Below are 16,267 nucleotides of genomic sequence, written 5' to 3'. Positions count from 1 at the left end.
CCTATCAATATGCAAATCAACGACCATAACCCACTTCCACCTTATCATCCTGATTCAAGCAGATACTCAGGAATGAAGTATCGAAGAACGGGACGAAGTGGATTACTTTTACCCGAGATAAGCTTAGGGCTTTGGCATAATTTCGGCCACAATGCGGATTTCACCTTGGGACGAAAAATCCTCAGAAGAGCTTTTGATCTGGGAATCACGCACTTTGATTTGGCGAATAATTACGGACCTCCTTTTGGATCGGCAGAGGAGAATTTTGGAAGAATACTTCAAAAGGACTTTAGTGCTTACAGGGATGAATTAATTATCTCCTCCAAAGCAGGTTGGGATATGTGGCCTGGTCCATACGGAAACTGGGGATCTAGAAAATACCTCATCGCAAGCTGCGATCAGAGTTTAAAACGAATGGGCTTGGACTACGTGGATATTTTCTACCATCACAGACCCGATCCGCATACGCCTTTGGAAGAAACCATGGGAGCACTTGACTTACTGGTAAGGCAAGGAAAAGCCCTTTATGTAGGCATTTCCCAATACAGCGCAGAAGAAACTGCCAAAGCCTATCAAATCTTGAAAGATTTGGGAACCCCTTTGCTAATTCATCAACCTAGGTATAGTATGCTTGATCGCTGGGTAGAAGATGGACTTTTGGACGTCTTAGGAGACAAAGGAGTAGGAAGTATCGCTTTTTCTCCCTTAGAGCAGGGCCTTTTGACTGATAAGTATCTGAAAGGAATTCCTGAAGACTCAAGAGCTGCCAAGGATGGAAGGTATCTTAAGCCAGAGCAAATCAGCGATGATAAAATCGAAATGATCAAACAACTCAATGAGATAGCTATTGGCAGAGGACAAACACTTGCTCAAATGGCCATTGCGTGGCTATTGAAAGACTCGAGAATCACCTCCGTGCTTGTTGGAGTCTCTAAACCTGAGCAATTGGATGATAATGTTTCTGCTATAGGAAACAGCGAGTTTAGTGTAGAGGAGATCACAAAAATTAAATCTCTGATCGGAGCTAAATGAAGAAAATGAAGCCCGGAAAAGCACTCACCTTGATTGTGATTGCGCAATTTTTGGGTACTTCCCTTTGGTTTGCTGGAAATGCTGTAATTCCTGAACTTGGGGAGATCCTTGGTAGATCCGAACTGACAGGTGCCGTTACCTCGGCCGTTCAGTTTGGATTTATTTCCGGCACCCTTGTATTTGCTCTTCTGTCGATTCCAGATCGATTTTCACCCAGCAAGGTGTTTCTAGCAAGCGGATTCCTCGCATCCACTTTCAATTTTCTCATCACCATACTTCCCTTACATTTTGAAAGCCTTTTAGTCCTTCGCTTTTTGGTTGGCTTTTTTCTGGCTGGAATTTATCCAGTGGGAATGAAAATCGCCTCAGATTACTACGAGAAGGGACTTGGAAAAGCATTGGGACTTTTGGTGGGGGCGCTAGTATTTGGAACGGCCTCTCCTTATTTAGTGAAGGCCTTGGGGTATCAGCTTTCCTATCAATCGATTTTTTGGACAACATCCGCACTAGCCTTAATGGGAAGTATCTTGGTTGGATTTGGTGTGCCTGACGGCCCCCATCGCAGGAAAAGCCCCAAATTTGACTGGAATCTCCTCCCACGTCTCAGTCAAATCAACTCACTAAAAAGTGCTGCTTCTGGCTATTTTGGACATATGTGGGAACTCTATACCTTTTGGGCGTTTGTACCTGCTTTGATTTTTTGGCAAATGCAACATGCACCCGGGACAGGTCAAAATGCCATCTTCTCATTCTCAATCATCGGTATAGGTGCACTTTCCTGTGCTCTCGGAGGATTCATTGCAGAGAAAGTAGGAAGCCGTTCTGTCGCTTTATTTTCCTTGATAGGATCAGGGATTTGTTGTCTTTACTTATGGATTTTACCTCCAAATGCCGGAGGCCTAGGTTTAGTTTTTCTTTTCATCTGGGGGATCCTTGTCACTGCAGATTCACCACAGTTCTCTACTTTAGTTGCCCAAGCCACTCCGGCAGAGTATCGCGGGACTGCTCTTACCTTAGTCAATTGCCTGGGATTCGGGCTGACTATCCTGTCCATTCAATGGACCGAGTGGTTGATCGCAGTACTAGGCATTCAAACTGCCATGGGGTTATTGAGTATTGGCCCTATGCTAGGGATTTTTCAATTTAAAAAATTCCAAAAAAAAGAGGCCCTGTCTCGAGGCCTCTCCAGGTAGTTTCAAACCGGACTATCACTACCTAACTACATTTTCTAACGTTGCTAAATAAACCCATTTTTGGTCACGAGAGTTCAAACCTTCATTGACCGCTCTTCGCTGAGCGTCAGATTGCTCCATGTCTTCATAGGCTTGAGCATTGAAAAACTGCATATAATCCTTGTAAACATTCATGGTCAAATGAGTGGATTTAGCCTCGGAACCAAGAGGAAGGGCTGTTCTTAGCAAGCTCCAATGTCCCATCAGGCCTTGTTCTATTCGCTTCTGGTGAATAGGCTTGAACACCTCTTCTTCTGCTTTTTCGTATGCAGTAAAATTTCCTTCCCGAGCTTTCATCAGATCAAAAGACGCTAAAACTCCCGGCTTCATTTGGAAATTATCATCGGTACAAACAATCTCTTTCATGTAAAGCCGCATGGGCATTTCTCGCATGGACAGTGAGTTTTCAAAGAGCTTGACCACTTGAGCATCATTCAGATGAGGATATGCGATTTTGGTGTATTCAATCATTTTTTCTTCTTCCAATCCACTCATCATTTTTACAGGATCATCGTAATGCGTCACCATGATATATTGAAAATCAGATTGATCGGTGCCAGATTGTAAAGACCAAAAATCCCAGCCTGCAATTTGATTATCATTGCGCGCCTGCCGATAGACTTTTTCCATCAAATCCTTGAATTCTATATAATCAAAAAGCTGATCGCTTTCCACTTTTACAAATTCAAGTACCATAAAACGTTCCTTTTGCGCCTCAGCATTGAAGGCCAAAATCATACATGTCAAAAGAAGTAAAATAGACTTTTTCATAATTTGGGCTTTTAGGGGTTCATTGCTTTTCCTATAATTTAAAAAAATTATTCTGCCATCTATCAAAATTTTGAAATAAAATTTTAAACAACACTTGATATCCCAATGTATTTCGAAAGATTTTCCACATACAAATGCCCATTTTTTTTAATTTGATATCGGAATTATTGGTAATTTGACAAGAAACTGAGGAAAATATGAACGGAATTTCAAGAAGGAACTGGCTGAAAAAAATCGGTCTTGGAGGTGGTGTAACCTTGATGAGCGGAGGGCTTTTAAGTCCATTAAGTGCGGAAGAGATCAAAAAATATAACCCAAGACCTCTCGAAGGCCCTATCAGATTGGGCTCAAACGAGAATCCTTATGGCCCTTCCGAGAAAATGCGGGAAGCAATGATCAATAATTTTGACTTGGGATGCCGCTATCCATGGAGCTACAATTCGGACTTGGTCAAAATGATTTCCGAAAAAGAAGGTGTACCCGAGGATCATATCGTCTTAGTGGCAGGTTCGACAGAGGGCCTTAAGATCACAGGAATCACTTTTGGTCAAGGCGGAGAAATTATTTCCTGTGTCCCTACTTTTCTTTCGATGATGGATTATGCCGAACTGTGGGGCACCGACATCAACTGGGTTCCTCTCAATAAGGATCTAGATTTTGACCTTGATGAAATTGAAAAGAGAGTTTCTTACCAGACAAGGCTTGTTTTCCTTTGTAATCCAAACAATCCAACTGGAAAACTCCTTCCTGCTGATCGCGTGATGGATTTCTGTGAAACCGTGAGTAAAAAGACTGTGGTTTTCAGTGATGAAGCATATTATGACTACATCACAGAACCCAACTATCCCTCTATGGTTGAATTGGTCAAAAAAGGAATGGATGTGATCGTCTCCAGAACCTTTTCCAAGGTCTATGGTTTGGCTGGAATTCGATTGGGCTACCTAATAGCAAGACCTGCATTAGCTGAAAAGCTTCGTGATAGAGTCGTAGCCAATACCAATATTATGGCCATCGAAGCCGGCAAAGCAGCGCTTCAAGATCCGGATTTTTACAAATTTTCTTTGGAGAAAACAACTGAAGCCAAAAATGCCATCATTCAAACACTTGAGGAATTAAAAAGACCCTATTTAGATAGTCATGCGAATTTTGTCTTTTTCCAATCAGGAAAAGACATCAAAGAACTCAACAAAGCATTTGCTGACAGGGGTATGATTATCGGCAGACCTTTTCCGCCCTTGAATGATTGGTGTAGAATATCTACAGGCACACCCGAAGAAGTCGCACTATTCAATAAACATTTGAAAGAAATATTGACATGATAAAACCGGTTCATTTGGAAAATGACCAAATCCTGCTCAGACCAATTCTTGAGCAGGATTTTTCTTTGCTTCTGGCACAGACCCAGGACAAAGCACTTTGGGAGTATTTCACATACGATCTTTCTACCTTGATTGGAATTAGAGATTGGGCTCAACCCGCCATGAATGGAGAAAGACTGCAGTTTGTGGTAGTTGAAAAAATAAGTGGTGTATTGATGGGTTCGACTGCATTTGGGAATTATTCAGCAAGAGACCAGCGGATAGAAATTGGCTGGACTTGGTTGGGAAAAAACTTTCATGGAAAGGGAATCAACCGCGAAATGAAATATTTGATGCTTTCCCATGCCTTCGAGAATTTGGGAATGCAACGAGTAGAAATCAAAACCGATGTACTGAACATTCCTGCCCGCAGAGCAGTAGAAAAAATGGGTTTTGTAGAAGAAGGTGTACTCCGAAGCCATACACTACTTTCGACAGGCCGAAGGAGAAATACCATTTACTACAGCGTCTTGGCAGAAGAATGGGAATTACTCAAAAAAAAATGACTCCAATTGGAGTCATTTTTAACCTTAACCTTTCACAAAACAAAGCTTTAAGAAGCAAGCCAATCTGGCTTAGTAGTGTCTACTGTCGCACCAAGCTGATTTAACAGATTGTAAAGTCCAAAGTAAGTTCGGTTGATATATAACCCATGTCTAGAGCCACGTGCTTGACGTGATTTTTTAAACATCTTATCATTAGAAATTCGGTCCCCAAGTTCGAAAATCTGCTCAAAGAATCCATCATCAGCGAAGTCAAAGCGATCCACATGGAATGGCTTACCTAAAAGCGAAATCATTTCCTTGAAAACTCCCTTGAAATAGGCCTTTTCCTGATCCGTATCTTTATCCGAAATGAACTCTAGGTTATAGAAGATTTGATTCAATTCTTCTTCCTTGATCAAGAGATCTTTTTTGATCAAAGAGAAATATCCATGATAAAAATCCTCAGGAATTATTTTCACACACCCAAAATCAATGATTCCTAATACATCACCTTCCTGCACGATAAAATTCCCTGGATGAGGATCTGCATGGACTTGCATGAGGTTATGAACCTGATGGTGATAGAAATCCCAAAGCGCCTGTCCAATTTGATTTTTGGCTTCTTGGCTAGGGTTAGTCTCTAGCCATTCTTTGATATGATTTCCCTGAATCCAATCCATCGTGATGATTCGCTCCGAGCTAAATTCATCATAGTAGTTTGGGAAATTCAAATTAGCAATATGTGAACAGGCACCGGAAATCTCTCTAGACCGCTGAATCTCCAATTGATAATCGGTTTCCTCCAAAAGCTTTTCCTCTACTTCTTCCATGTAATGATCCAACTCCTTCTCATTCATATTGAGTAGCCTGAGCGCAAAAGGACGAACCAATTTGAGATCAGAACTTACTGAATCTGCTACTCCTGGATATTGAATCTTTACTGCAAGGACTTTGTCCCCTTTTGTAGCTTGATGTACCTGACCGATCGAAGCGGCATTGACAGCCGATCGGGTGAAAGTATCAAAAAGCTGCTCAGGACCCTTGGAGAAGTATTTTTGGAAGGTTTTCACTACCAAAGGATACGAAAGAGGCGGCGCAGAATACTGTGCCATGGTGAATTTGTCCTGATAGGCTCTAGGTAGGAGATTTTTGTCCATAGACATCATCTGAGCTACTTTCAAGGCAGAACCTTTCAGCTGACTAAGCGATTTATAAATATCTTCCGCATTGCTTTGATGCAAACCCTCCTTATCCAAGGCGGGATTTACCATCTTCTTGGCATAGTGCCTGACATAGTTGCCGCCCACCTTTGCACCGGTAGAGATGAATTTTGCAGCTCGCTGTACTTTAGAAACCGGAATGGATTCCTGTTCTCTTAATTTTTCAGGCATGATTATTTTGTTTGGTAGAGAAACTTAGCGAAATCCAAAAAGCTATCTAAAGCACTTTTTCCCATAAGATCAAAGGCTAAGTTGACAGACTTTTCAATAGCCGCATCGGTCTTTTCGAAACCTGGTGTCTGGTCGGACAACCAATAGTTGAAAACAAAAAGAACTTGAAGCCAAAGCGCCTCATCGTACCTGTCTGAGATTATCGGACGATTTGCTATCTCCTGAGTTTCTTTACCTTCCAAGATGATCTCACTTGCAAAATCTTTAAATCTCTCGCGGAAAATCTTCATTTCTGCAGGTAGTGGAGACATTGCCTTTGGCTTTCCACCATAGAGACTCAATAAGTACGATCTGTTATTTTTTAAAACCTCGATCCAAGTGAACAAGAAGCCTAGAAATTTCTCTCTTACTGAATATTCCTTGTAAACTTCCTGAGATTCGAGCTGGGAGACTGTTTCGTCAAAGAGCTCGACCCAAATGGCTGATTTAATTGAATCGAAAGAGGTGAAATAGGTGTAAAATTCACCCTCAGTCATTTTCAATTCTTTGGAAAACTTGAAAATAGATACTGGTTCATGCCCATGCTCAAGTACATGGTGCATGTAAGATTCGAGGATAATTTTTCTGTAATCCTTTTTAGCGGATTTCTTTTTGGTCGTCGTTTCCATGTATGGTTTACTGATTCATCAAGTAAACACGGGAAAGCTTGGCTAGGTTTGAATTTTAGATAAAAAAAGCCGAATCCTTCGACTCGGCTAGCTAAGCAGGTTTTAACTGCTGACTTTTTCGATTACCAAATTATGATTGGTATATATACAGACGTCTGCTGCGATGTGAAGACTTTCTCTTACCATCTCTTCTGCAGTGAGGTGTGTCGCGTACTTTTTCAAAGCCCTTGCTGCTGATTGGGCATACATACTTCCTGAGCCAATCGTCGCAATTTCCAAATCCGGTTCGATTACATCTCCTGTTCCAGATATAATCAAAATATCATCCTGATCAGCTACAATCATCATCGCTTCAAGCTTACTCAGCATGCGGTCCATTCGCCATTCTTTTGCCAATTCCACAGCTGCACGCTTCATATTATTGCCGAAGGCACCCAATTTCTCCTCAAACTTCTCCAATAAAGTGAAGGCATCAGCAGTCGAACCTGCAAAACCAGTGACAATTTTACCGCCTTGCAAAACACGGATTTTCTTTACACTGCTTTTAGCTACCGTATTTCCTAGGGTCGCTTGACCATCTGCTCCTATCACAGTTTCTCCGTTATGCTTGATTGCAACGACGGTAGTTGATTTTATTCTTTCCATTTCAAAAGTATTATTGAGTAAATATTCTCTAGAACATAAAGATTGCGGATTGTATTACCAATAACTGTTCTAAAGCAAAAAGTCCTGCGAAAACAGGACTTTTTGACAGACTTTATAATTAGATGAGAATTCTGACCGGGTCTTCTAAGAGGCCCTTGAGTGTGAGAAGGAAAGCAGAACCAACTGCTCCATCTACTACTCGGTGATCGCAAGAAAGCGTCACCTTCATCACATTTCCAACCTTCATTTCCCCGTTTTTGACGATGACAGTCTCTTTGATACCGCCTACTGCCAAGATACAAGCATCCGGTGGATTAATGATAGCTGTGAATTCTTCGATACCGAACATTCCCAAATTGGAGATGGTAAAGGTATTTCCTTCCCAATCCTTTGGTTGCAATTCTTTGTTTTTGGCCTTTCCGCCAAGCGTTTTAGCCTCGTTGGAGATTTGAGAAAGAGACTTGCTATCTGCAAAACGGATGACAGGAACTAAAAGTCCTTCCTCCACAGCTACTGCCATACCGATATGGATATGATCGTTGTAGCGAATCTTGTCTCCCAGCCAGCTGGAGTTTACTTTTGGATGCTGTCTCAAAGCGGCTGCAGTAGCTTTGATCACCATATCATTAAAGGATATTTTGACTGGAGCAATTTCGTTCATGCTCTTTCTCGCTTCAATAGCCTTATCCATGTTGATTTCCATGGTAAGGTAGAAATGAGGAGCACCAAACTTACTTTCGGCCAATCGCTTCGCGATGACCTTACGCATTTGAGAGACATTCTCTTCGCGATAGCTCTCCTGCCCTACTGCCGGCATTACTGCAGAAGCCGAACTTGAAGCTGCTGGTGCTGCAGTCGGAACAAAGTTTTCGACATCTCTTTTGATGATTCGGCCTCCATCTCCCGATCCGGCTACCTGTCGGATATCGATTCCTCTTTCCTCTGCTATTTTCTTCGCCAAAGGAGAGGCTTTCACCCGCTCACTATCTGCCAAAACTGGAGCAGGACTTGGTGTAGAGGCTGTTTGAGACTCTTTTTTCTCAGGCTGAGGACTAGATTTAGATTCCTGCTTTGGTGCTTCCTCCTCTTCACTTTCTCCGGCCATTTCTTGCTCATGAGCCTTTAGAAGCGTTTCGTAATCTGCTCCTTTCTCACCGATTACGGCTATCACACCGTCTACTGGGACGCTATTACCTTCTTCAATACCTATATAAAGTAAATTTCCGTCTTCGTAGGATTCTAGCTCCATCGTCGCCTTGTCAGTTTCTACTTCCGCGATGATTTCACCAGACTTAATATCATCTCCTACTTTCTTCAACCAAGCCGAAATAGTCCCTTCCTGCATGGTATCGGACATCTTAGGCATGGTGATGATAGTTGCATTGATAGAAGAAGTATCGATCTTCTCCTTTGATTTTGGCTTTTCAGCCTCCTTCTTAGGCTCTTCTTTTTCTTGAGTTTCTTCTTTTTCTTCAACTGCTGCTCCATTATCAGAAAGCAGATGCTCGAAATCCTCACCCTTCTCTCCAATCACAGCAATGATCCCATTGACAGGGACTGCTTCTTTTTCTTTTACTCCAATATGTAGTAGGACACCTTCATCGTAGGATTCCAGCTCCATGGTTGCTTTGTCAGTCTCGACCTCGGCTAGGATGTCTCCAGGCTTCACGGTATCCCCAACTTTCTTCAACCAAGAAGCGATTACTCCTTCTTCCATGGTGTCACTCATTTTAGGCATTCTGATTACTTCGGCCATAGGTTTTTGCGCGCTTATCGTGAATTAAAGTGTCCAAAAATAGTTTTTAAAAAGTCTTTATTCAAATTTACTCTTGTATTTTCGAGAAAGCGATTTCGAACTCGTCTTTTGAAAAAAAATGCCTTTAATCTCCCATAGTAAATATCAAAGACCTAAGTGGCTGTTTAACCGACACTTGGAAACGGTTTTCCCTGCACTATTCAGAAAGGTCCTGCTTCGAAGCCCGCAGACTGAGCGAATCGATACTCCTGATGGAGACTTTTTGGATTTGGACTGGTACAGAATGAATAATGAAAAGTTGGTCATCATTTCTCATGGATTGGAAGGAAATAGCCGAAGACCGTACATTCTTGGAATGGCTAAAATTTTCCTGCAAAATGGTTTCGATGTGCTCTGTTGGAATTACCGTGGTTGTGGTGAGGAATTAAACAACCAACCCATTTTTTATCATTCTGGTGCTACTTACGACTTGGATACGGTGGTCAGTCATGCTGCGGAAAAATATGGATATATTTCTTTGATTGGGTTCAGTTTGGGAGGGAATCTGACTTTAAAATATCTTGGGGAAGATCTTTCGAATGATAAACCCATCGAAAAAGGGGTGGCAATCTCTGTCCCCTTGCATCTAGCAAGTAGCAGTGAGAAAATATCTTCAGGCTCAAACAAGCTCTATTCAGACAGATTTTTGAAGACCCTGAGGGAAAAAGTACTTCGAAAGGCAAAAAACCATCCCGATCAAATCCCAATTCATTTTCTGGAAAGAATCAATAAACTAAGTGATTTTGATGATTTTTTCACCGGACCACTTCATGGGTTCAGTGATGCAAAAGAATACTATCAGGTGAATTCATCTCTTTTCTTTCTTGAAAAGATAAAAACCCCTACACTGATCCTAAACGCACAAAATGACCCCTTTCTTTCTGATCTTTGTTTCCCTGTGAAACTGGCCAAAGATCTCGATCCCGTCTATTTTGAATTCCCAAAACAAGGAGGTCATGTGGGCTTCACATCCTCAGATTCCAGTAAACCATATTTCTCTGAAAAAAGAGCATTTGAATTTGTTAGCGGGGATTTCTAACTTCCCAGCCTAAACTCCCGATACATGTGTGGACGATATTCCCTGAGCAAGAGTAAGATAGAATTAGAAGAGCGATTCCAGGCTGAAATGCTCTCCGACTTTAAACCACGGTACAACATTGCACCGACGCAACTTGTACCTGTTGTCACTTCCCAAAGCCCAAAAGGTTTTTCCTTTTTCTATTGGGGGATTACTCCAGAATTCGGAAGAAACAAACCCGTCTCTCTAAAGCTAATAAATGCCAAAGCAGAATCTGTTCATCAAAAAATAACCTTTAAAAGCTCTTTCAAGCAAAGAAGGTGTATCGTCCCGGCGGATGGTTTTTATGAATGGAAAAAACTGGGAAAGAAAACCTCCATTCCACATCGATTTACGCTTCGCGAAGGAGGCCTGTTTTCGTTTGCGGGGATTTGGGATGAGTATGAAACTGTAGATGGAGAAAATCAGCACACATTCTTGATTTTGACTACGCAGCCCAATGAATTGGTATCAGAAGTTCATGATCGGATGCCGGTAGTTTTGACGCCGGAGACTGAAAAAAAATGGCTCAACAATTACAGCAGCGAAGAAGAACTTCTGGAAATCCTCACGCCATTTTCAGCTAATGAAATGCTGAGCTACCCGGTAAGCACTCTGGTTAACTCTGTTAAAAATGACAGTCAGGCACTCATCCGGAAAACCGACCCGATGGACCAGCATGGCAATTATACCTTGTTTGGTTAATAGTCGTCCTTCGTTTTGATGTTTTTGATTTCCGAACCTAGGTTCGGATATTTGCGAGTAAACTTTTCCAACTAACCCAAAATAACAAATGAGAAAGTCCAAAATTCTAGGTGTGGGACATTATGTGCCCGAGCGAGTAGTGACCAATGAGGAATTGTCCCAAATGATGGACACAAGCAATGAATGGATTGTAGAGCGAACAGGAATTCAATCACGTCATTGGTTTACTCCTGGCATTGACACATTGACTTCACTTTCTAGAAAAGCGACAGAAATGGCCCTTGAGCGAGCTAATCTGACGGCTATGGACATCGATTTTATTGTTTTTGCTACTATCACACCTGACTATTTTATCCCTGGAAACGGTGTATTGCTTCAGCGAGAATTGGGTTTTGATAATATTGGAGCATTGGATATTCGAAATGCCTGTTCTGGGTTTATTTACGCCCTTTCTGTCGCCGATCAATTCATTAAAACTGGCATGTACGACCGAATTCTGGTAGTAGGCGCCGAAATTCAATCTTCTGCCTTGGACAAAAGTGACGAAGGTCGATCTAGCTCAGTGATTTTTGCTGATGGTGCCGGTGCAGTAGTTTTGGGTCCATCTACATCCGATCAATCCGGAATTCTTTCTACCCACCTTCATTCTCAGGGAGAATACGCGGAAGAGTTGTATTGCAAAGACCCTGGGAGTAGTCGAGAAGTCAGACTTTCTCCGGAAATGCTGGAATCAGGAAGCACTTTTTTGAAAATGAACGGAAATGCTGTTTTTAAGCATGCGGTACTCCGATTTATGGAAGTGATTCAGGAAGCTTTGGATCACAATCAGCTGGAGCAGTCAGCCATTGATTTGCTTATTCCTCATCAGGCCAATCTTCGAATCAGTCAATATATACAGCAAAAGCTTGGGCTTCCTGATGAAAAGGTCTTTAATAACATCATGCATATGGGAAACACCACAGCGGCCACAATTCCCATTGCATTGAGTGAAGCTTGGGAGCAGGGTAAAATCAAAGAGGGTGACCTCATTTGCCTGGCTGCCTTTGGATCAGGATTTACCTGGGCATCGGCACTTTTACATTGGTAGGATGAATACACTCGACCTAGATCTTTGGCAAGATGAGAATCTAATTCGCAGACAAAATCAGCTCAAATATCAATTTTGGGAGCTTTTGGGTGAAATTGGAGATCTATTCCCTCAGGAAGATCTGGTTCAAGTACATTCAAATTCGAAAGGAAAAAAACTTTCGCAAGGACAGGATTTGGGAGGTCTTCCATATCAAGTATTGGACCTAATCCGTGATTTTGATTTTGAAACGGGCCTGAATATTCGTCTGCTTAACTGGTTCGGAAAAGGATTATTTCTATTTGTACTTGCTGGAAAAAGCTCTTATCCAAAGCTCCAGCTTTCTCCTGCAAACTTTCAATTATGTCAATCCGAGAGTGCATGGGATTATCAGGAAATACTTTTGGGAATACCCAATGAGAAACAAGCCGAGAATCGAGATTTCAACCAATGGTTTAAAGAGTTGAAGGTAGAATCTGCGATTGAAAGGAATAAAAACGAATGGCAAAAAGAAATAAGAGCGGTTTTTGAACACCTAAAAGCCCATTCGGCAAAAAGCCAGATTTAAATTATTTTTAACCTGATTTCCCGATTCACCGTAGTAATATTTTAAATTGGTATGACAGTCATCAGACTAAACCAAATAATCTCCCGAAAAACATATATGAGGTATCTTCTGATCATTTTACTCTTCCTTTCCAGTCCACTTTTAGCGCAAGACAATCAACTAGTTAAGCTTTACAACAAAGATTCGACTGTAGTCAGCACCGGAGTTGTAAGCAATCAGCAGCGGCAGGGACTTTGGAAATACTTTGACGCAAAAACAAATAAGCTGATTACCGAGGGGATGTTTGAGGACAACGTTCAGGATGGAAAGTGGACAACATATCATCCGGACGGTAAGAAAAGGATGGAACTGGAGTACAAAAATGGAAAGCTTTTTGGCCCTGCCAAGATTTACGATGCTGATGGATATTTGAAGAGAGACTTAATTTTTCAGGATAGTGTATTGATCGGCAACTTCGTCGAATACTATGGAAAAACTGGCCAACCCTCCTACATAGAACCTAAACGAGTACTCACAGAAGGACAATACGATAAGGGAAAAAAAATTGGCCAATGGATTACCTACCACCCTTTTGGTGAAGTCTATATCCGAGAATTTTATGAAAACGGTCTTCGGCAGGGCCCATATCTAGAGTATGACCAAGAAGGCAACTTAATGACCGAAGGGGTTTACAAAGAAGGAAAGCTCGAAGGCACTTTCAAGCGATACTCCTATGCAGGTCAGGTGATGGAGGAAGGGGAGTACAAAAACGGAAATAAAGTCGGAAAATGGACTTATTACTTTCCTGATACCAAGCAAATAGAGGCAGAAGAGACCTATGATGACCGAGGGAACCGAATAGGGACTTGGAAATACTATTATGATAATCGCCGCTTAGCCAGAGTTGAAAAATACGAGAGTGGAATCGCGGTTGGCACCTGGGAGGAATACTATCCAAACAAGAAATTGGCAAAGCGCAAAACTTATGAGCTTGGTGTCCCAGTAGGCAAATACGAGGAGTACTTTGAGAGTGGTGAAGTATCTGTAGAAGGCCAATATGAGAATGGAATGAAAACTGGAATCTGGAAAAGCTACTTTCCAGACGGAGTACTCTATAGTATCGGAGAATATCGAAATGACACCAAGACAGGGCTCTGGAAGTACTTCAACAAAATCGGCATATTGATCGCAGAAGGAGAATATGAGCTTGGAATGGAAAATGGTCAATGGGTCTATTATTATGACGGAGGACAGCTCAAATCTATCGGTACCTACAAACTTGGATTCGAAGATGGTATTTGGGGACTTTTCTACGACAACAAGCAATTGACTCAAGAGGAGACCTGGGACAATGGAAGACTAATGAACGTATCCGAATATCGGAGCTACGATGGAACTAGCACTAATGATAAAGGAACCTTGAAGGATGGCAATGGAACCCGAATCACCTACTATGTGAATGGTAAGAAAGAATCAGAAGGAAATTTTGTGTCCGGAAAAGCAGAGGGTATATGGACTTTTTATCATGAAAATGGCAGAAAAGCTTCCGAAGGAACCATGAAGGACGGTAAAAAAGAAGGGCCTTGGAGGTATTACAGTGCTTCAGGACGATTAATCGACTTGATCAACTATCAGGATGATGAGATAGTAGCAGACAGGGAAAATCCTCTTCGAATAAATCAATAAACTTCCTGGTTAGATTTCTGTTGTTAAATAAAAAACAAACCATGTTCGGACTATTCAAGAAGAAATCAGAAAAGGAAAAATTGCAGGAGCTCTACAAAAAGACTCTTGAAAAAGCACACAAACTTTCTCACAGCGACCGTACTGCTGCAGATAAGCTTATGGCAGAGGCTGAAGAGATCGCCAAGAAAATGGACAACATACAATAAAAAGTATTTTGAAAATAAATTATGTGTTTTTACACCCATAATTTTGAATTTCAAATTATTCACCGTATATTCATTCAAGTTTTTGATCTAGTCCGCTAGTGAATTGTTTAATCTTGATTGAGTAAATTTTAAGGGTGATTGAGCTACGGACAACTAATTGAAAAACTTTTTGCCGGCCTTCATTGGCCGGTTTTTTTTGCTTCTGCCCTCCTTTTTTTCATCAAAAAGCGAAATCTTTTCCTAGCCTTAGCTGCTTATGAAAAATAAATTCAATTAATTTGAAATAAAACCGCCTTGTTTTTTGATTTTTTTAAGAAAGTGTTTTTTCAGAATATAAAAAATTACTTAATTCAGGCATACCTTTCAGACCATGAACCTAATTAATCCTCAAGCGGTCATCGATCAGATGGACGGGGTAGTAGAAATAAAGAGCTACCTGAATAAAATCAAGATTATCAAAAACCTTTATCTCAAAGGTGCCAATACAGCCAGTGAAATATGCACGGAAGTAGGAATATCGCTGCCTACGGTAAACTCCCTCCTCAGCGATCTGATGAGTTCTGGAGAAGTTATCAAGCAAGGAAGAGCTGAATCCCAAGGAGGTCGCAAACCGGATTTGTATCGACTGGCAGAAGATGCATTCTATGTGCTATCTGTCGACCTTTCCAAGTTCACCATCAACCTCTGCCTCTACAGCTGTCATAATCAGCCTATCACAGAAAAAGAATGCCATAAATTAGTCCTGAACAACGAAAGAGAGACTTTTGACCGGATTGCTGATTTAATCGAGGCTTATCTTCAAAAATCAGGAATACCTTCAGAAAAAATCATTGCCATCGGTATTTCTATGCCTGGATTGGTGGATGCTGTGGGGGGTGTGAATTACACTTATTTGCGTTTTGGAAGAAAGACTCTATTAGATTCATTCGAGGAGCGATTTCAAAAAAAAGTATTCCTCGAGAATGATGCTAGAGCAATGACACTGGCTGAATTTAAATTTGGTCCCGATCACACCCATAAAAACGTGTTGGGAGTCTTTGTTGGATGGGGAATAGGTCTAGGAATCATCATAGATGGAAAGATCTATCGAGGTGCTTCGGGCTTTGCGGGTGAATTCTCTCATTCTCCGATCTTTGAAAATAGAAATGTGACCTGCTCCTGTGGTAAAAAAGGATGCCTTGAAGCAGTAGCTTCGGGAACGGCAATAGTCCGAATGGCCGAGGAAGCCATCAAAATTGACTCGGATAGTATTCTTGCCCGGATAGTCCGGGACCATCAAGGTGAACTCGAGCCTGGTTTGGTGGTAGAAGCTGCATTGGCAGGAGATCAGCGAGCTATCACGATTCTCTCGGAAGCCGGATTGGACCTGGGAAGAGGAATTTCAATTTTGATTCAGCTTCTCAATCCAGATTTAATCATCATCGGTGGCTCTGTAGCTGAAGCAAATCAATACCTAATCACACCCATTCAGCAGGCCTTGAATATTTACAGTATGGCCAAATCTAGAGAAAAATCTGAATTGGCACTTTATCAGCTAGGAAAGGATGTCGGACTCATGGGTGGAGTTGCCGTCGTAAACGAACAGCTGTTTGAAGACGTACTTAAAAAGCTGAGTTAAAATTA

Annotated in this window: 16 protein-coding genes; 11 read left to right on the top strand and 5 right to left on the bottom strand. The window is 41.6% G+C overall.

From position 1 onward, the window contains the following. The first annotated feature begins 9 nt into the window (after nt 1-9). Together mgrA and G457_RS0102655 are read left to right on the top strand one after the other, a co-directional pair. A complete protein-coding gene (mgrA, locus tag G457_RS0102660) occupies nt 10-1,032 on the top strand; it encodes an L-glyceraldehyde 3-phosphate reductase (protein WP_026945094.1) in 1,023 nt (340 codons plus the stop codon). Then, nucleotides 1,029-2,225, top strand: a complete 1,197-nt coding sequence (locus tag G457_RS0102655; protein ID WP_026945093.1) for an MFS transporter — start codon at nt 1,029-1,031, stop codon at nt 2,223-2,225. The genes mgrA and G457_RS0102655 overlap by 4 nt, the downstream gene beginning before the upstream one ends. 18 nt (nt 2,226-2,243) lie before the next feature. Here G457_RS0102655 and G457_RS0102650 read toward each other — a convergent pair whose 3' ends face one another. Continuing rightward, nucleotides 2,244-3,035 (bottom strand): hypothetical protein, encoded by a 792-nt coding sequence (locus G457_RS0102650; RefSeq protein ID WP_026945092.1) that lies wholly within the window; start codon nt 3,033-3,035, stop codon nt 2,244-2,246. Nucleotides 3,036-3,232: 197 nt separating this feature from the next. On the opposite strand from G457_RS0102650, the gene G457_RS0102645 reads away from it, so the two are divergent. Together G457_RS0102645 and G457_RS0102640 are read left to right on the top strand one after the other, a co-directional pair. Next, nucleotides 3,233-4,354, top strand: coding sequence for a pyridoxal phosphate-dependent aminotransferase (locus tag G457_RS0102645; protein ID WP_026945091.1), 1,122 nt, complete (start codon nt 3,233-3,235; stop codon nt 4,352-4,354). Continuing rightward, the gene (locus G457_RS0102640; RefSeq protein WP_026945090.1) at nt 4,351-4,899 is read left to right on the top strand and encodes a GNAT family N-acetyltransferase; all 549 of its coding nucleotides are present in this window, start codon (nt 4,351-4,353) and stop codon (nt 4,897-4,899) included. The genes G457_RS0102645 and G457_RS0102640 overlap by 4 nt, the downstream gene beginning before the upstream one ends. A 47-nt stretch (nt 4,900-4,946) precedes the next feature. On the opposite strand, the gene G457_RS0102635 is transcribed toward G457_RS0102640, so the two are convergent. From G457_RS0102635 to G457_RS0102620, 4 genes are all read right to left on the bottom strand, one after another. Beyond that, a complete protein-coding gene (locus tag G457_RS0102635; protein WP_026945089.1) occupies nt 4,947-6,269 on the bottom strand; it encodes an ABC1 kinase family protein in 1,323 nt (440 codons plus the stop codon). Between the two features lie 2 nt (nt 6,270-6,271). Then, complete coding sequence (locus tag G457_RS0102630; RefSeq protein WP_026945088.1) at nt 6,272-6,937, bottom strand: TetR family transcriptional regulator C-terminal domain-containing protein; 666 nt, start codon at nt 6,935-6,937, stop codon at nt 6,272-6,274. 102 nt (nt 6,938-7,039) lie between these two features. Next, nucleotides 7,040-7,582: an ATP-dependent protease subunit HslV gene (gene hslV, locus G457_RS0102625; protein WP_026945087.1), complete on the bottom strand. Its 543-nt coding sequence runs from the start codon at nt 7,580-7,582 to the stop codon at nt 7,040-7,042. Nucleotides 7,583-7,700: 118 nt separating this feature from the next. After that, a complete protein-coding gene (locus tag G457_RS0102620) occupies nt 7,701-9,338 on the bottom strand; it encodes a pyruvate dehydrogenase complex dihydrolipoamide acetyltransferase (RefSeq protein ID WP_026945086.1) in 1,638 nt (545 codons plus the stop codon). Between the two features lie 118 nt (nt 9,339-9,456). On the opposite strand from G457_RS0102620, the gene G457_RS0102615 reads away from it, so the two are divergent. The 7 genes from G457_RS0102615 (at nt 9,457) to G457_RS0102580 (ending at nt 16,262) form a co-directional block, all read left to right on the top strand. After that, complete coding sequence (locus tag G457_RS0102615) at nt 9,457-10,416, top strand: YheT family hydrolase (RefSeq protein ID WP_026945085.1); 960 nt, start codon at nt 9,457-9,459, stop codon at nt 10,414-10,416. 24 nt (nt 10,417-10,440) lie between these two features. After that, nucleotides 10,441-11,139 (top strand): SOS response-associated peptidase, encoded by a 699-nt coding sequence (locus tag G457_RS0102610; RefSeq protein ID WP_026945084.1) that lies wholly within the window; start codon nt 10,441-10,443, stop codon nt 11,137-11,139. An 88-nt stretch (nt 11,140-11,227) separates the two neighbouring features. Next, complete coding sequence (locus G457_RS0102605) at nt 11,228-12,226, top strand: 3-oxoacyl-ACP synthase III family protein (RefSeq protein WP_026945083.1); 999 nt, start codon at nt 11,228-11,230, stop codon at nt 12,224-12,226. Further along, nucleotides 12,159-12,773 carry a hypothetical protein gene (locus G457_RS0102600; RefSeq protein WP_155847068.1) on the top strand — a complete coding sequence of 205 codons (615 nt, stop codon included), beginning with the start codon at nt 12,159-12,161 and terminating at the stop codon, nt 12,771-12,773. Before G457_RS0102605 ends, G457_RS0102600 begins: the two co-directional genes overlap by 68 nt. A 96-nt stretch (nt 12,774-12,869) precedes the next feature. Further along, nucleotides 12,870-14,438 carry a toxin-antitoxin system YwqK family antitoxin gene (locus tag G457_RS0102595; protein WP_026945081.1) on the top strand — a complete coding sequence of 523 codons (1,569 nt, stop codon included), beginning with the start codon at nt 12,870-12,872 and terminating at the stop codon, nt 14,436-14,438. Between the two features lie 41 nt (nt 14,439-14,479). Next, complete coding sequence (locus G457_RS22720; protein ID WP_035482974.1) at nt 14,480-14,644, top strand: Lacal_2735 family protein; 165 nt, start codon at nt 14,480-14,482, stop codon at nt 14,642-14,644. Between the two features lie 370 nt (nt 14,645-15,014). Beyond that, nucleotides 15,015-16,262: an ROK family transcriptional regulator gene (locus tag G457_RS0102580; protein ID WP_026945080.1), complete on the top strand. Its 1,248-nt coding sequence runs from the start codon at nt 15,015-15,017 to the stop codon at nt 16,260-16,262. The last annotated feature ends 5 nt before the right edge of the window (nt 16,263-16,267 follow it).

This window comes from Algoriphagus marincola DSM 16067 (assembly GCF_000429405.1).
GTDB lineage: Bacteria > Bacteroidota > Bacteroidia > Cytophagales > Cyclobacteriaceae > Algoriphagus > Algoriphagus marincola.
Note: the sequence above shows the minus strand (reverse complement) of the source record. Positions and strands in the feature narration are given on the sequence as shown.

Bases quoted from the DNA above. Each gene is read 5' to 3' on its own strand.
- mgrA (WP_026945094.1), top strand. From the start codon at position 10: ATGCAAATCAACGACCATAACCCACTTCCACCTTATCATCCTGATTCA.
- G457_RS0102655 (WP_026945093.1), top strand. From the start codon at position 1,029: ATGAAGAAAATGAAGCCCGGAAAAGCACTCACCTTGATTGTGATTGCG.
- G457_RS0102650 (WP_026945092.1), bottom strand. From the start codon at position 3,035: ATGAAAAAGTCTATTTTACTTCTTTTGACATGTATGATTTTGGCCTTC.
- G457_RS0102645 (WP_026945091.1), top strand. From the start codon at position 3,233: ATGAACGGAATTTCAAGAAGGAACTGGCTGAAAAAAATCGGTCTTGGA.
- G457_RS0102640 (WP_026945090.1), top strand. From the start codon at position 4,351: ATGATAAAACCGGTTCATTTGGAAAATGACCAAATCCTGCTCAGACCA.
- G457_RS0102635 (WP_026945089.1), bottom strand. From the start codon at position 6,269: ATGCCTGAAAAATTAAGAGAACAGGAATCCATTCCGGTTTCTAAAGTA.
- G457_RS0102630 (WP_026945088.1), bottom strand. From the start codon at position 6,937: ATGGAAACGACGACCAAAAAGAAATCCGCTAAAAAGGATTACAGAAAA.
- hslV (WP_026945087.1), bottom strand. From the start codon at position 7,582: ATGGAAAGAATAAAATCAACTACCGTCGTTGCAATCAAGCATAACGGA.
- G457_RS0102620 (WP_026945086.1), bottom strand. From the start codon at position 9,338: ATGGCCGAAGTAATCAGAATGCCTAAAATGAGTGACACCATGGAAGAA.
- G457_RS0102615 (WP_026945085.1), top strand. From the start codon at position 9,457: ATGCCTTTAATCTCCCATAGTAAATATCAAAGACCTAAGTGGCTGTTT.
- G457_RS0102610 (WP_026945084.1), top strand. From the start codon at position 10,441: ATGTGTGGACGATATTCCCTGAGCAAGAGTAAGATAGAATTAGAAGAG.
- G457_RS0102605 (WP_026945083.1), top strand. From the start codon at position 11,228: ATGAGAAAGTCCAAAATTCTAGGTGTGGGACATTATGTGCCCGAGCGA.
- G457_RS0102595 (WP_026945081.1), top strand. From the start codon at position 12,870: ATGAGGTATCTTCTGATCATTTTACTCTTCCTTTCCAGTCCACTTTTA.
- G457_RS22720 (WP_035482974.1), top strand. From the start codon at position 14,480: ATGTTCGGACTATTCAAGAAGAAATCAGAAAAGGAAAAATTGCAGGAG.
- G457_RS0102580 (WP_026945080.1), top strand. From the start codon at position 15,015: ATGAACCTAATTAATCCTCAAGCGGTCATCGATCAGATGGACGGGGTA.